The 13,748-nt window shown below is 71.1% G+C and carries 15 protein-coding genes and 1 tRNA gene; 13 read left to right on the forward strand and 3 right to left on the reverse strand.

What is annotated here, in order from left to right:
• The first annotated feature begins 48 nt into the window (after positions 1-48).
• The 4 genes from ACFYYJ_RS02640 to ACFYYJ_RS02655 all read left to right on the forward strand — a co-directional run bounded on the left by ACFYYJ_RS02640 (position 49) and on the right by ACFYYJ_RS02655 (position 2,986).
• The gene (locus ACFYYJ_RS02640) at positions 49-597 is read left to right on the forward strand and encodes a cysteine dioxygenase (RefSeq protein WP_389127866.1); all 549 of its coding nucleotides are present in this window, start codon (positions 49-51) and stop codon (positions 595-597) included.
• Positions 597-1,643, forward strand: coding sequence for a YeiH family protein (locus ACFYYJ_RS02645; protein WP_389127868.1), 1,047 nt, complete (start codon positions 597-599; stop codon positions 1,641-1,643). The genes ACFYYJ_RS02640 and ACFYYJ_RS02645 overlap by 1 nt, the downstream gene beginning before the upstream one ends.
• A 183-nt stretch (positions 1,644-1,826) precedes the next feature.
• Positions 1,827-2,789, forward strand: a complete 963-nt coding sequence (locus tag ACFYYJ_RS02650) for a trypsin-like serine peptidase (RefSeq protein ID WP_389127870.1) — start codon at positions 1,827-1,829, stop codon at positions 2,787-2,789.
• A 109-nt stretch (positions 2,790-2,898) separates the two neighbouring features.
• A tRNA-Ser gene (locus ACFYYJ_RS02655) sits at positions 2,899-2,986 on the forward strand.
• A 139-nt stretch (positions 2,987-3,125) separates the two neighbouring features.
• On the opposite strand, the gene ACFYYJ_RS02660 is transcribed toward ACFYYJ_RS02655, so the two are convergent.
• Both ACFYYJ_RS02660 and ACFYYJ_RS02665 read right to left on the reverse strand, forming a co-directional pair.
• Positions 3,126-3,587 (reverse strand): SCO4225 family membrane protein, encoded by a 462-nt coding sequence (locus ACFYYJ_RS02660; protein ID WP_389127872.1) that lies wholly within the window; start codon positions 3,585-3,587, stop codon positions 3,126-3,128.
• A 137-nt stretch (positions 3,588-3,724) separates the two neighbouring features.
• The gene (locus ACFYYJ_RS02665; RefSeq protein WP_389127874.1) at positions 3,725-4,330 is read right to left on the reverse strand and encodes a hypothetical protein; all 606 of its coding nucleotides are present in this window, start codon (positions 4,328-4,330) and stop codon (positions 3,725-3,727) included.
• A gap of 202 nt (positions 4,331-4,532) precedes the next feature.
• Here ACFYYJ_RS02665 and ACFYYJ_RS02670 point away from each other — a divergent pair, with 202 nt between their 5' ends.
• The 9 genes from ACFYYJ_RS02670 (at position 4,533) to ACFYYJ_RS02710 (ending at position 13,125) form a co-directional block, all read left to right on the forward strand.
• A complete protein-coding gene (locus ACFYYJ_RS02670; protein WP_389127876.1) occupies positions 4,533-4,979 on the forward strand; it encodes a DUF6344 domain-containing protein in 447 nt (148 codons plus the stop codon).
• Positions 4,980-5,380: 401 nt separating this feature from the next.
• Complete coding sequence (locus ACFYYJ_RS02675) at positions 5,381-5,686, forward strand: hypothetical protein (protein ID WP_385125663.1); 306 nt, start codon at positions 5,381-5,383, stop codon at positions 5,684-5,686.
• Between the two features lie 219 nt (positions 5,687-5,905).
• The gene (locus ACFYYJ_RS02680; RefSeq protein ID WP_385357482.1) at positions 5,906-7,057 is read left to right on the forward strand and encodes an acyl-CoA dehydrogenase family protein; all 1,152 of its coding nucleotides are present in this window, start codon (positions 5,906-5,908) and stop codon (positions 7,055-7,057) included.
• A complete protein-coding gene (locus tag ACFYYJ_RS02685) occupies positions 7,054-7,986 on the forward strand; it encodes a bifunctional MaoC family dehydratase N-terminal/OB-fold nucleic acid binding domain-containing protein (RefSeq protein WP_385357480.1) in 933 nt (310 codons plus the stop codon). The genes ACFYYJ_RS02680 and ACFYYJ_RS02685 overlap by 4 nt, the downstream gene beginning before the upstream one ends.
• Positions 7,986-9,011, forward strand: coding sequence for an acyl-CoA dehydrogenase family protein (locus tag ACFYYJ_RS02690; protein ID WP_389127879.1), 1,026 nt, complete (start codon positions 7,986-7,988; stop codon positions 9,009-9,011). Before ACFYYJ_RS02685 ends, ACFYYJ_RS02690 begins: the two co-directional genes overlap by 1 nt.
• Positions 9,012-9,029: 18 nt before the next feature.
• A complete protein-coding gene (locus ACFYYJ_RS02695; RefSeq protein WP_384587591.1) occupies positions 9,030-9,413 on the forward strand; it encodes a MaoC family dehydratase in 384 nt (127 codons plus the stop codon).
• On the forward strand, positions 9,410-10,576 hold the full coding sequence (locus ACFYYJ_RS02700; RefSeq protein ID WP_389127881.1) for a lipid-transfer protein: 1,167 nt from the start codon (positions 9,410-9,412) through the stop codon (positions 10,574-10,576). The genes ACFYYJ_RS02695 and ACFYYJ_RS02700 overlap by 4 nt, the downstream gene beginning before the upstream one ends.
• 204 nt (positions 10,577-10,780) lie before the next feature.
• Positions 10,781-11,314, forward strand: coding sequence for a SigE family RNA polymerase sigma factor (locus tag ACFYYJ_RS02705; RefSeq protein ID WP_385125657.1), 534 nt, complete (start codon positions 10,781-10,783; stop codon positions 11,312-11,314).
• 161 nt (positions 11,315-11,475) lie between these two features.
• On the forward strand, positions 11,476-13,125 hold the full coding sequence (locus tag ACFYYJ_RS02710) for a long-chain fatty acid--CoA ligase (RefSeq protein ID WP_389127883.1): 1,650 nt from the start codon (positions 11,476-11,478) through the stop codon (positions 13,123-13,125).
• Between the two features lie 42 nt (positions 13,126-13,167).
• Here the strand turns inward: ACFYYJ_RS02710 and ACFYYJ_RS02715 are convergent, their stop codons facing one another.
• Positions 13,168-13,743, reverse strand: coding sequence for an antibiotic biosynthesis monooxygenase (locus ACFYYJ_RS02715; protein WP_385125654.1), 576 nt, complete (start codon positions 13,741-13,743; stop codon positions 13,168-13,170).
• Between the last annotated feature and the right edge of the window lie 5 nt (positions 13,744-13,748).

Below are 13,748 nucleotides of genomic sequence, written 5' to 3' on the forward strand. Positions count from 1 at the left end.
TCGGAACTGTCGTTGGACGTGATGGATCGGCGGCAGGACGCTGCCAGCATGACCACCACCACGCCGGCCCGCACCACCATGAGGATGGCCGCCCTCGTCAGCGAGATCCGCACGGTCGTCGAGCGGGGGCTGGCCCCGGACCTGACCGCCTACCTGGTCGGCGAGCGAGTGGCCCCGCATCTGGGCGCCCCCGATCTGCTGACGCCCGCGCAGTGCGAGGGCGACCCGGAGCGGTACCGGCAGCACATCCTGCACGCAGAGTCCGACGGCAGCTTCTCGGTGGTGGCGCTGGTGTGGCTGCCCGGTCAGGAGACCTGTATCCACGACCACGTGTCGTGGTGCGTGGCCGGGGTGCACCAGGGCGAGGAGAGCGAGCGCCGCTTCCGGCTGGCGCCGGGCGCCGGTCCCGCGCGACTGGTGGCCACCGAGGACGTGGTCAACGTACAGGGCGAGGTCTGCGGGTTCGCGCCGCCCGGTGACATCCACAAGGTGCGCAACTCCTGTGCCACGAAGGCGATATCCCTGCACGTGTACGGAGCGGACGTGTCCCGACTGGGCACCAGCATCCGCCGCGTCTACCAGCTCCCGGTCGACTGATGGCCCTCCTTCACCGTCCTCAGCGGGTGGCGGTCGGGCATGTTTCACGTGAAACGTCCACCTCCTGGCCCGGGTTGGCGATGGCTGCGGGCGGAGCGTCGGCGGCATGGTGCGTGCACCGGCTTCTGCCCGCCGTGCCCATGCTGACCGCGTCCGTGGTGTTGGGCATCGCGGTGGCCCATCTCCCCGGGCTGCGGTCCTTCGCACGCGGCACCGCCCGCCCGGGCCTGTCCCTGGCCGGTCGTCGCCTCATGCGCATCGGCATCGTCCTGCTCGGGCTCGGCCTGGGCCTCGACCAGGTGCTGAGGCTGGGCTGGGGGACCGTCGCGATGGTGGCCGGGGTGGTCGCGGCCACCTTCTTCGGCACGCTCTGGCTGGGCCGGCGCCTCGGACTCCCGGGTGACCAGCCGTTGTTGATCGCCACCGGTTACTCGATCTGCGGGGCCTCGGCGATCGGAGCGGTGAGCGAGGTGTCGGGCAGCGACGAGGAGGACGTGGCCGCCTCGGTGGCCCTGGTCACCCTGTGCGGGACCCTCGCGATCGCTGTCCTGCCCCTGCTCCAGGGGCCGTTGGGGCTCTCGGACCCCGCCTTCGGCAGGTGGGTCGGCGCGAGCGTCCACGACGTCGGCCAGGTGGTGGCCACCGCACAGACCGCAGGTCCGGGCGCCCTCGGCGAGGCGGTGCTGGTCAAGCTGATGCGGGTGGCACTGCTCGCACCGCTGGTGGCGGCCGTGGCCTTCTCCGTACGGGCCCGGCGGCGTGGGGTGCGTACGTCCTCGGGGCGCAGGCCAGCTCCGGTGCCGCTGTTCGTGGCCGGTTTCCTGGCGGCGGCAGCGCTGCGTGCGACCGGCGTGCTGCCGGAGGCGGCGCTGGACTGGGCGCACACGGCGCAGGAGGCCCTGCTCGCTGCGGCCCTGTTCGGCCTGGGGACCGCGGTGCACCTGCCGACGCTGGCCCGGACCGGCGGGCGGGCCGCCGTCCTGGGGCTCGGGGCATGGCTGGTGGTCGCCGGCGTCTCGTACGGAGGGGTGCTCCTCACCGTGTAACGGAGGGGAGTTGGCCATTTCTGGCCGGAACCGACCGAACGTTCCGACTGCCCGCTGACATTGCGACCCGCCCGTGCCACCCTCCTCCCGGCAACTCGAACAACCGATCCGCACCGACCGCTCTTCACCCCCACCCTGCCCCGGCGGCCACCCCGCCCTCGGGCACGGCAGAAGGAGTCATGCGTGAATCGTCATCGAACGGCCTTATCCATCCTGCTCTCGACGGGCGCCCTCATCGCGGGCGTCCTGACGGTCGCCACCCCCTCCGTCGCGGCTGAGGGTCCCGCGTCCTTCCGCCAGCAGCACACCGAGGGCTTCTGGACCGCCGAACGGATGCGGGCGGCCACTGCGCTGGACATCACGGCGGCCCCCGGCAGGGCCCGCACCCCCGTCGCCACCTCGGCCGCCCCTACGAGCATCGCCCCGACCGCGGCCTCCGCCTCGTCCGCGGCATCGCCCACGGCATTCCCGCAGGCGGGCGGCGCCTGGACGGGTGGCGGCGCGGTCGTGAAGACCTCCGGCCGGGTCTTCTTCACCATGGGAGACCGGACCGCCTCCTGCTCGGGTGACTCGATCACCAGCGCCAACGGCAGCACGGTCATCACGGCCGGCCACTGCGTGAAGTACCAGGGCGCCTGGCACACGAACTGGGTCTTCGTCCCCGCGTACAACAACGGCAATGCGCCCTACGGCCAGTGGTCGGCCACCAAGACCTTCGCCACCGACCAGTGGGCCGCGAGCGAGGACATGAACATGGACGTCGGCCTTGCGGTGGTCGCCCCGCAGAACGGCCAGACGCTCAGCCAGGTCGTCGGAGCCCAGGGCATCCTCTTCAACGGCGGCTACAACAAGAAGATGTACTCGTTCGGCTTCCCCGCGGCCGCCCCGTACGACGGCACGAAGCTGGTCTACTGCAGCGGCAACAGCGGCAAGGACTTCCTGCTCACCAAGGACCACAGCCTGTCCTGCAACATGACCGGCGGCTCCAGCGGCGGCCCCTGGTTCCAGGACTTCAACGAGGCCACCGGCCTGGGCACGCAGGTCTCGGTGAACAGCTTCGGCTACAACTTCCTGCCGAACCGCATGTACGGCCCGTACTTCGGCAACGAGGCCAAGGCGGCCTACGACAAGGCCCAGACGTCCTGACCGGCGGACCCGCCCGGCCCGGGACCGCCCCCCGCCGATAACGCAGCCCCCTACACCCCTGACAGCCGGTACTCTGGTGCCCGCTCCGCCGCTGATCGGCAGGGGCGAGGGTGGGTTGCCCGAGCGGCCTAAGGGAACGGTCTTGAAAACCGTCGTGGCGCGAGTCACCGTGGGTTCAAATCCCACACCCACCGCCAGGTCAGAGAAATAGCAGGTCAGAGGGCGGGCACCCGATCGGGGTGCCCGCCCTCTCCGCTCGTCCGGTCTCACCTTGATGCACCCGTATCCCGGTGTCGACCGGAGCGTATGGGCCGTCTGTGGGCCAGGGGCACGGTGCTAGACCTGCGCACTCCCGGCGTCGCGCCGCCGCGACACGTAGCGGAGCAGGGCCCAGATCGCCGCGGCGTTGACCAGGGCGCTGACCAGGACCGCGCCGTAGAAGCCGAATTCGGACCACATGTCGAGGTTGGGTTCGACGGACGTGTCCGGTGCCACCCAGTCCGAGGGGTACGGGGCGGACTCCGGTACGAACTCCGTGGGCAGCGGCTCGGGAGGCGGCTGAGAGCCTTCGTAGGTGGGCCCCATGACCGGGGCCGACTCGTCCAAGGCGCCTGCGGCGGGTCCGAAGGTGCTCAGCAGGAGGAGGCTGACCGGTGCCGTGGCGAGGATCGGCCAGACTCCGAAGAGCCCGATGTCGCCCGTCCGGCCGCCGACCGCGACGTAGACCAACATCGCGACCACCAGGGCCAGGTATCCACCGGGCACCCACATCTCGGGCTTCGACCAGCGCCGCACCATGACGTTCCCCGTTCCGTTCCGCTTCGTTCGACCTGCGCCCAGTCTCGAAGCTGCCGGGGACCGCCACCTGAGTACGCCTACTCATCCTGCTCGGCTCTGGATACCTGGTCAGAGCCGTGCACGGCAGCACGCCGGGCTCAGCCGAAGCCGGCGACCAAGCGGACGGCATCGTCGCCGTGGATGGCGGCCAAGGTGCGCATGACCGACCAGATGGGCTCCCATTCGCTGTCCACGGCGTCCTTGCGGCGTAGGCGGCCGATGCGGAAGAGGCGGTCGCCGTCGTGCCACTCCGTGCCCTCGGGGTGGCTGCGGCCCGCGCGGTGCAGGGCGCGCGGGTCGGTGATGCCGGACAGCTCGGCGAAGCGGGTGAGGTTCGTGTTGCGCCCGTACATCTCCCAGGCGCCCTCGGCATCGCGGCGGTATTCGAGGACGCAGTCGTCGACCTCGGTCGCGGGCTCGTCCCAGTCCGTTGCGGAGAGCTCCGCCCAGGTGATCCAGGAGTCGCCGTAACGCCCGTCGCCGAACTGGGCGCGGACCTCCTCCGAGGCGTCCGGGGGCAGGCCGCGGTCCGCGGCGAGGGGGCGGAAGGTGTTGTCGCGTACGCCGAAGAGGCACCCGAAGGCCAGGTAGGAGCGGCCGTTGTACAGGTGCATGGTGTCGATCGCCATGTGCCACTCGCGGTCGTCCTCGTCCCACCAGCGGTCCCACCGGGCCTCTACGTACCCGAACATGTCCGTTCCCATGGCCCGGATTGTTCGGGGTGCGGGGCGGGGTGCGCGAGCGGTTTTCCGGGTGTTCGCGGGGCACGAGAGAGGGCTTTGCGCCTTTTGGGTGGTGTTTGTCAGAAGATCGGCGTGCGTGGTGGGAGTCGTGCGGTTGCATCCGCATCATGACGAATGTATGCAGATCCGCCCGTCGGAACATCGCGAAATGAGGGAACCCGTCATGGCTCAGCGCAGTGTCATCTCGTCGATCTGGACTTCCGTCCTCGCCGCCCTCGTGGCGCTCCTCGCCTCCCTCGGGCTCGTCGGCAAGACCGCCCCGGCCCTCGCCTCCGCTGCCGCTCCCGCCGCCCCGGCCACCAAGCTCGGCACCGTGCGCCGGGCGGGTGTCCAGGCCCCGCGGAGCTGGCGGGAGATGATGCGGGGCGGTTCGCTCCCGCCGACCATCAAGCAGCGGATCCGCGCCGAGGCGCACGGCAAGTCCCCGTCCGTCCGCCGATCCACCACCGCCGCTGCCTTGGGTGCCGCCTTTGCTGTCGCACGCGCTGCCACGTTCGCACCCGCTGCCGCATCTGCCACGTCTGCCGCATCCGCAGCCACATCCGCCGCCGTACCCGCTGCGGCGTCTGACGCCCCCGCGGCTCGTGACGGGCTCGCGCTCGCGGCGTAGAGAGGTATCCCGTACGGCGCAGTCACCCCGGCGGGCGCCGGGGGCGTGCAGGGGGCGTGAATCTTGGTATTGCAGGGCCGCAGGGCCGGGAGACGGTGGGGTTCCCGGGCGACGCGGCCCTTTTCGGCATGTCCGGGCGGGCTTTTTTGGCTGAACGCTTCATCCCTTGTGCGGCAAGGGTTTCGGCAGGTTCCGGGGTGCTGACCTGCGGCGCAGGGGGCGTGAATTGGGTTTATCCGGAGTTGGTCATGCTTGCGGGGGAATCGCAGACTCCGGGGTGGTTCGCCGGGGATTCGGTGGGCAACTCTGGTCTCGCGACGTCGTCACCACACGGAACGACCGAGGCGGTCGGCCAACTGCCTTGGAATAAAGCCCACTTCGGTTTTCTGGAGGATTCACACATGGCAAGCATCCGTACCGCCCGCGCCATCGCCGCCGTCGCCGCTCTTCCGCTCGCCGTCGCCCTCTTCGGCGGCGTGGCATCGGCCGACAACGGCGCCCTCGCGAACGACGGATCGAATGCGAGCGTCGCCGGCATCGTCGGCAGCGGCGTCGGTGGTGACAACAACGGCAACTCCTCCACCTCGCAGCAGGTGGCCACCGGCTCCGGAGCGTCCAACCAGAACAACACCGCGCAGGTCAACGGCTCGGCCTTCACCGCGATCCACCAGTCCAACGTGGCGGTCGACTTCCACCCCTGGTGGTAGCCGTGGCCTGAGCCGCACCGACTGTTGAGGGCGCCCGTACGACCGGACCGGCTGGGGTCCGGTAGTGCGGGCGCCCTCGCGTGCGCCTTCCCGCGTGTGCCTTCCCGTGTGTGCCTTCCCGTGCGTGCCGGAGCGGCTCGCCTCCCGACCTTGACACCGACAGTGAATCTGACGGACAGTCAGGTTCACTCGATGTTGTGATGCCGGGAGGCCAGCGCCGTGCACCTCGCCCCGACCGAAGGCCAGTTGCGGCTCCGCGCCGAACTGCGTGAGTACTTCCAGGACCTGCTGCCGGACGGGGTCCCGGAGGACCCGGCCCGCCAGCGCGCACTGCTGCGCCGCATCGGCGCCGACGACCTGCTCGGACTCGGCTGGCCCGCCGAATACGGAGGCCAGGGCCGGGGCCCCGACGAGCAGTTCGTCTTCTTCGACGAGGCCTACCGGGCCGGCGCGCCCGTCTCCATGGTCACGCTCAACACCGTCGGTCCGACCCTGATGAAGTACGGGACCCAGGAGCAGAAGGAGTACTTCCTGCCCCGCATCCTCAAGGGCGAGATCGTCTTCGCCATCGGCTACTCCGAGCCGGAGGCGGGCACCGACCTCGCCTCGCTGCGCACCCGGGCCGTCCGCGACGGCGACGACTGGGTGATCGACGGGCAGAAGATCTTCACCTCCAACGCCCAGAACGCGGACTGGATCTGGCTCGCCTGCCGCACCGACCCCGACGCCCCCAAGCACAAGGGCATCTCGATCATCCTGGTGCCCACCGGCGACCCGGGGTTCTCCTGGACCCCCATCGAGACGGTCGGGGGGCTCACCACCACGGCGACGTACTACGACTCCGTCCGCGTGCCCGCCGGCAACCTCGTCGGCCCCGAGCACGGCGGCTGGGGTCTGATCACCAACCAGCTCAACCACGAGCGCGTGGCCCTCGCCGCCATCGGCATGCAGGCAGAGGACTTCTACACGTACGCGCTCGACCACGCCCGCACCCCCGACCCGGTCACCGGCGAGAGGCCCGCGGACCTGCCCTGGGTGCAGTCCCGGCTCGCCGAGGCGCACGCGCGACTGGCCGCCGTACGCCTCCTGAACTGGCGCCTCGTCCAGGACGTGGGGGCGGGCACCCTCGCCCCCGGCGACGCCAGCGGAGTGAAGTTCCTCGGCACCGAGTCCACCGTCGAGGTGTACCGGATGTGCCAGGAAGTGGTGGGCGAGGAGGCGCTCGTACGCGGTCCCGAGGCCTTCGCGGGCGGCGAGCTGGAGCGGATGAACCGCGCCGCGCAGATCAACACCTTCGGCGGCGGAGTCAGTGAGGTACAGCGGGAGATCGTCGCCATGATGCGGCTCGGCATGAAGGGGAGGAAGCGATGACGGCGCAGGCGGCCGACACGGACGGGGAGGCAGCCCGGTTCCACGCGCTGCTGGCGGCCTTCGAAGGGCAGCCGGCCGCCACCGCGGGCCGGGGCAAGGACGCGGTCAACGAGCCGATGATCCGCCACTGGTGCGAGGCGATGGGAGACGCCAATCCGGCCTACACCGGCCCGGACGCCATCGCGCCGCCCACCATGCTCCAGGCCTGGACCATGGGCGGGCTCTCCGGCCACTCGGACCGCTCCTCCTGCTACGACGACCTCTTCGCCCTCCTCGACGGCGCCGGCTTCACCTCGGTGGTCGCCACCGACTGCGAGCAGGAGTACCTGCGCCCGCTGCGCCCCGGGGACGCCATCACCTTCGACGCGGTCATCGAGTCCGTGTCCCCGCGCAAGACGACCAAGCTGGGCACCGGTCACTTCGTGACCACGCGCATGGACGTCCACGCGAACGGGGAACCCGCGGGCACCCACCGCTTCCGGATCCTCAAGTACGCGCCCGCCGGCACCCGGGCGAAGAAGAAGGCCCCGGCCCTGCGCCCCCGGCCGGTGATCAACCGCGACAACCAGGGCTTCTGGGACGGGGTCGCGGAGCACCGGCTCCTGATCCAGCGCTGCACCTCCTGCGAGACCCTCCGCTTCCCTTGGCTGCCCGGCTGCAACGTCTGCGCGAGCCAGGACTGGGACACCGTCGAGGCCTCCGGCTCCGGGACCGTCTTCTCGTACGTGGTCATGCACCACCCGCCCTTCCCTGCCTTCGACCCTCCGTACGCGGTCGCGCTCGTCGAGCTCGCCGAAGGGGTCCGGATGATCAGCAACATCACCGGCGTCCCGTACGACAAGGTCCGCATCGGAATGCCCGTCCGGCTGGAGTTCCTGCGCGTCGACGACGGCCTCGAACTCCCCGTCTTCCGCGGGAGTGAAGGCTGATGGACTTCCACCCCACCGAGGAACAGGCCGCCGCGGCCGGCCTCGCCGCCCGGATATTCGGCGACCTCGCCACCCACGAACGCCTCGGTGCCGCCGGCACCGGCAGCGACGCCGAGCTCTGGAAGGCCCTCACCACGGCCGGGATGGCCGCCGCCGTCGAGGAGGTCGGCCTGCTCGGACTGGTCCTGATCCTGGAGGAGCAGGGCCGCACCACCGCACAGGTCCCCTACGCCGCCACCTGCGCGTACGGGATCCTCCCGGTGGCCGCGCACGGCACCGCCGAGCAGCGCGCCCGCCTGCTCCCCGCCCTCGGGACCGGCGAGGCCGTCGCCACCGGTGCCTTCCCGGCGCGCGGTCGGATCACCTCCGAGGACGGGCGGCTCACCGGTACCGCCCCGGCCGTGCCCTGGTTGCGCGATGCCACCCACGTACTGGTCCCGGACGCGGACCGGGCCCTGTGGCTCGTACCGACGGACGCGCCCGGGGTGAGCACCTCACCGGTGGAGACCACCGCCCCCTGGTCGGCGGGCCGGCTGACGTTGACCGGGGCCGAGGGAGAGCGCCTCGGGGACGAGGACGCGTACGAAGCGACCCTCGCCGCCGCCCGGACGGCCTTCGCCGGGCTCCAGGCGGGCGTCTGCGCGGGCTCGCTCGCCCGGGCCGTGGAGTACACCTCCACCCGCGAGCAGTTCGGCCGTCCGCTCTCCACCAACCAGGCGGTCCTGCTGCGCGCGGCCGACGCCCACATGGACACCGAGGCGATCCGGGTCACCGCGTACGAGGCGGCCTGGCGCGTCGACCAGGGCCTTCCGGCGCGCGAACACGCGCTGACGGCGGCCTGGTGGGCCTCGGAGGCGGGCAAACGCGTCGTGCACGCGGGCCAGCACCTGCACGGCGGCATGGGCGCCGACCTGGACCACCCCGTCCACCGGCACTTCCTCTGGGGGCGCCAGCTGGACGCGTACCTGGGCTGCGGCAGCGAGCTGCTGGCCGAACTGGGCGCCGTGCTGGCGCAGGAGGGCTGAGCCATGGGAACCGTCGCCATGAGAGTCGGCGAGGAACTGCCACCGCTGGAGATCCCGGTCACCCGCACCCTGATCGTCGCGGGCGCGATCGCCTCCCGCGACTACCAGGACGTGCACCACGACGCGGCGCTGGCCCAGGAGAAGGGCTCCCCGGACATCTTCATGAACATCCTGACCACGAACGGCCTGGTCGGCCGGTACGTCACCGACCACCTCGGGCCGCGGGCCGTCCTGCGCAAGGTCGCCATCCGCCTCGGCGCCCCCAACTACCCGGGGGACACGATGACCCTCACGGGCACCGTAACCGCCGTCTCCGGGAACACCGTCGAGATCCGAGTCCTCGGAGCCAACGGCATCGGGCACCACGTGTCGGGGACGGTCACCGCGGAGGTGCCGGCATGAGCGTCCGCACCCGCGACGAGCTCGGTGGCAAGGCCGCCATCGCCGGCATCGGAGCGACCGAGTTCTCCAAGGACTCGGGCCGCAGTGAGCTCAAGCTCGCCGTCGAGGCCGTACGGAACGCCCTCGACGACGCCGGGCTCACCTCCGCAGACGTCGACGGCATGGTCACCTTCACGATGGACACCAGCCCCGAGATCACCGTCGCGCAGGCGGCCGGCATCGGGGACCTGTCCTTCTTCTCCCGCATCCATTACGGCGGCGGCGCGGCCTGCGCCACCGTCCAGCAGGCCGCCCTCGCCGTCGCCACCGGGGTCGCCGAGGTCGTGGTCTGCTACCGGGCCTTCAACGAGCGCTCCGGACGTCGCTTCGGCTCCGGCGTCCAGCAGCGCGAACCCTCGGCGGAGGGCGCCGCGCTCGGCTGGTCGCTGCCCTGGGGGCTGCTGACCCCCGCCTCCTGGGTGGCCATGACCGCCCAGCGCTACCTGCACGCCTACAACCTCACACCCGAGGCCTTCGGGCACGTCGCGGTGACCGACCGCCGGCACGCCGCGAACAACCCCGCCGCCTACTTCCACGGCAAGCCCATCACCCTCGCCGACCACGCCGCGTCGCGTTGGATCGTCGAGCCGTTGCGGCTGCTGGACTGCTGCCAGGAGACCGACGGCGGACAGGCCATCGTCGTGACCACGCCCGAGCGGGCCCGGGACCTGCGGCACGCGCCCGCGGTGATCACCGCCGCCGCGCAGGGCGCCGGACGCCGGCAGGAGGGCATGACCTCCTTCTACCGCGACGACCTGACCGGGCTGCCGGAGATGGACGTGGTCGCGCGCCAGCTGTGGCGCACCAGCGGACTGCGGCCCTCGGACATCGACGTCGGGATCCTCTACGACCACTTCACCCCCTTCGTGCTGATGCAGCTGGAGGAGTTCGGCTTCTGCAAGCCCGGCGAGGCCGCCGATTTCGTGGCCGCGGACGCGCTGCCGATCAACACCCACGGCGGCCAGCTCGGGGAGGCGTACCTGCACGGGATGAACGGCATCGCCGAGGCCGTCCGCCAGCTGCGCGGCACCTCGGTGAACCAGGTGGCGGGGGCGGAGCACGTACTCGTCACGGCCGGTACGGGGGTCCCGACCTCCGGGCTGATCCTGGGAGCCGACGGCTGACGGCCGGAAGCCGCCGTTGGAGGCCGACCGTCCGAAGCCACCGCCGACGGCTCGACGCTCGGGTCTGACGGATTCGTGCCGGTTGGGCCCCACCTCCTCCACCTTCAGGAGGTGGGGTCTTCCCCACTCCTACAACCTGAGACGGACCCCGCTTCGGCACTTGCGGCCGATCCCATGACGGGCGGGCGCTCCTAGCGTGGACACATGACCACGCCTGTGTGCACGCTCGCCTCGAACCCGACGCCGTACCCGTCGTTCTCGGCGTACGTCCGGACCCGCGGCACGGTCCTGATGCGCACGGCGCGCTCCCTCACCGCCAACCCGTGCGACGCCGAGGACCTGCTCCAGACGGCCCTGGCCAAGACGTACATGGCCTGGGACCGCATCGAGGACCACCGCGCGCTGGACGGCTACGTCCGGCGGGCCCTGGTCAACACCCGCACCTCCCAGTGGCGCAAGCGCAAGGTGGACGAGTTCTGCTGCGACGAGCTCCCCGAGACCGAGGACGCCCCGGCCGCCGACCCCGCGGAGGCGCAGGCCCTGCGGGACGCGATGTGGCGCGCGGTGACACGGCTGCCCGACCGGCAGCGGGCCATGGTCGTACTGCGCTACTACGAGGACCTCAGCGAGGTGCAGACCGCCGAGCTCCTGGGCGTTTCGGTCGGCACGGTCAAGAGCGCCGTCTCCCGGGCGCTGGGCAAGCTCCGCGAGGACCCGGAGCTCACCACGGTTCGCTGACACCCTGGTCGCCACGCTCGGCCCGGCCGTGTTTCACGTGAAACATCACCCCGTGGTGGCTCCGAAGAAAGCTACCGAGACGTAGTGACATACCAAGTGGTACGTGCGCAGAATTCTCCCACCCGTCGAGACGAGTGACAGCGCCCATCGGGAGGACGCCCGTGCTCAGCACCATGCAAGAAGTACCGCTCACCATCAGCCGGATTCTGGAGCATGGTCGGAGGGTGCACGGCAGGTCCACCGTGACGACGTGGACGGGCGAGGCCGAGCCGCACCGCCGGACGTTCGCCGAGATCGGCGACCGCGCCGCCCAGCTCGCCCATGCCCTGCGCGACGAACTGGGCGTCGAGCCCGGAAGTGTCCTGGCGACGCTGATGTGGAACAACGCCGAGCACGTCGAGGCGTACTTCGCGATCCCGTCCATGGGCGCGGTCCTGCACACCCTCAATCTGCGGCTCCCTCCCGAGCAGCTGGTCTTCATCGTCAACCACGCCGAGGACCGGGTCGTGCTGGTCAACGGCACCCTGCTGCCGCTCCTCGCGCCGCTGCTGCCGCACCTGCCGACGGTCGAGCACGTCGTCGTCTCCGGCATCGGCGACCGCTCGGTGCTCGAAGGACTGAACGTCCGCGTGCACGAGTACGAGGAGCTGATCGCGGGCCGCCCGGTCACCTACGACTGGCCCGAGCTGGACGAACGCCAGGCCGCGGCCATGTGTTACACCTCCGGCACCACGGGCGACCCCAAGGGCGTCGCCTACTCGCACCGCTCGATCTACCTGCACTCCATGCAGGTCAACATGGCCGAGTCGATGGGGCTGACCGACGCGGACACCACTCTCATCGTGGTCCCGCAGTTCCACGTGAACGCGTGGGGCCTGCCGCACGCCACCTTCATGACCGGCATCAACATGCTGATGCCGGACCGGTTCCTCCAGCCCGCCCCGCTCGCCGAGATGATCGAGCGGCAGAAGCCCTCGCACGCGGCGGCCGTCCCCACCATCTGGCAGGGCCTGCTCGCCGAGGTCACCGCCAATCCGCGCGACCTGACGTCGATGAAGCAGGTCACCATCGGCGGCGCGGCCTGCCCGCCCGCCCTGATGGAGGCCTACGACAAGCTCGGTGTCCGGCTCTGCCACGCGTGGGGCATGACCGAGACCTCCCCGCTCGGCACGATGGCGCACCCGCCGGCCGGCCTGGGCGCCGAGGAGGAGTGGCCGTACCGGATCACCCAGGGCCGTTTCCCGGCGGGCGTCGAGGCCCGCCTGGTCGGCCCGGCCGGCGACCACCTGCCCTGGGACGGAGAGTCCGCGGGCGAACTGGAGGTGCGCGGCACCTGGATCGCGGGCGCCTACTTCGGCGGCGCCAACGGCGAACCGTACCGACCCGAGGACAAGTTCAGTGCGGACGGCTGGCTCAAGACCGGGGACGTCGGCGTCATCAGCCACGACGGCTACCTCACCCTCACCGACCGGGCCAAGGACGTCATCAAGTCCGGCGGCGAGTGGATCTCCAGCGTGGAGCTGGAGAACGCCCTGATGGCGCACCCCGAGGTCGCCGAGGCCGCCGTGGTCGCCGTCCCCGACGACAAGTGGGGCGAGCGCCCGCTGGCCACCATCGTGCTCAAGGCGGGCGCCACCGTGGACTACGCGGGCCTGCGCGAGTTCCTCGGTCGGTCGGTCGCCAAGTGGCAGCTGCCGGAGCGCTGGACGGTCATCACGGAGGTGCCCAAGACCAGCGTCGGCAAGTTCGACAAGAAGGTGATCCGCAGGCAGTACGCGGACGGCGAGCTCGACGTCACGAAGCTCGACTGACCGGAAGCGGGGCGGCCGGGGCCCGGGCGGCCGGAGGCGGGCTCACCCCTTGGTGAGCCACGGTCGCAGCAGCCTGCTGACGGTGGGCATGGCCACGTAGGTCATCAGGGTGCTGAACACGACGGTGAAGGCGGCCGTGCGCAGCACGAACGGCAGATCCACCAGGAACGGCCCGAGCACCGCGTTGCCGACGAGCGAGATCGGGAAGATGGCCAGCCCCGAGCTGATCGCCATCTTCCACCGCGGCGGCGCGGGCCGGGTCGTGCCCGGCTTGGCGAACCAGGTCTCCATGCCGTGCAGTTCCCGGCGGGCTATCTCCTGGTGGTGGTGACCCAGGCAGTTGGAGAACCACTGGGCCCGCTCCGGCGAGTCCTGCCAGCGCTGGAACGCGGCCTCGTTGCGGAAGCGGTGCACCAGGAACCACGGCCCGCCCTCGGTCGCCGGGCGGAACAGCCCGTACCCCAGGTGGTCCGGGAAGCTCGCGGCCGTGTCCAGGATCCCGTGGGCCCAGGCCTCGAAGGTCTCCTCGTACCCGGGCTCCACCTGACGGGCTATGAGCAGGTTCACCTCCCCGTTGTCCGCGGGGACGGTCTGCTCGGTCGTGTCGATGATGGCCATCGGGC

It is taken from the genome of Streptomyces sp. NPDC002467 (assembly GCF_042889825.1).
GTDB lineage: Bacteria > Actinomycetota > Actinomycetes > Streptomycetales > Streptomycetaceae > Streptomyces.

What these genes read in the sequence shown, in the direction of transcription:
- ACFYYJ_RS02645 (WP_389127868.1), top strand. Translation starts at nt 597, where the DNA reads ATGGCCCTCCTTCACCGTCCTCAGCGGGTGGCGGTCGGGCATGTTTCA.
- ACFYYJ_RS02690 (WP_389127879.1), top strand. Translation starts at nt 7,986, where the DNA reads ATGGACTTCCACCCCACCGAGGAACAGGCCGCCGCGGCCGGCCTCGCC.
- ACFYYJ_RS02715 (WP_385125654.1), bottom strand. Translation starts at nt 13,743, where the DNA reads ATGGCCATCATCGACACGACCGAGCAGACCGTCCCCGCGGACAACGGG.
- ACFYYJ_RS02670 (WP_389127876.1), top strand. Translation starts at nt 4,533, where the DNA reads ATGGCTCAGCGCAGTGTCATCTCGTCGATCTGGACTTCCGTCCTCGCC.
- ACFYYJ_RS02700 (WP_389127881.1), top strand. Translation starts at nt 9,410, where the DNA reads ATGAGCGTCCGCACCCGCGACGAGCTCGGTGGCAAGGCCGCCATCGCC.
- ACFYYJ_RS02665 (WP_389127874.1), bottom strand. Translation starts at nt 4,330, where the DNA reads ATGGGAACGGACATGTTCGGGTACGTAGAGGCCCGGTGGGACCGCTGG.
- ACFYYJ_RS02640 (WP_389127866.1), top strand. Translation starts at nt 49, where the DNA reads ATGACCACCACCACGCCGGCCCGCACCACCATGAGGATGGCCGCCCTC.
- ACFYYJ_RS02685 (WP_385357480.1), top strand. Translation starts at nt 7,054, where the DNA reads ATGACGGCGCAGGCGGCCGACACGGACGGGGAGGCAGCCCGGTTCCAC.
- ACFYYJ_RS02705 (WP_385125657.1), top strand. Translation starts at nt 10,781, where the DNA reads ATGACCACGCCTGTGTGCACGCTCGCCTCGAACCCGACGCCGTACCCG.
- ACFYYJ_RS02660 (WP_389127872.1), bottom strand. Translation starts at nt 3,587, where the DNA reads ATGGTGCGGCGCTGGTCGAAGCCCGAGATGTGGGTGCCCGGTGGATAC.
- ACFYYJ_RS02695 (WP_384587591.1), top strand. Translation starts at nt 9,030, where the DNA reads ATGAGAGTCGGCGAGGAACTGCCACCGCTGGAGATCCCGGTCACCCGC.
- ACFYYJ_RS02675 (WP_385125663.1), top strand. Translation starts at nt 5,381, where the DNA reads ATGGCAAGCATCCGTACCGCCCGCGCCATCGCCGCCGTCGCCGCTCTT.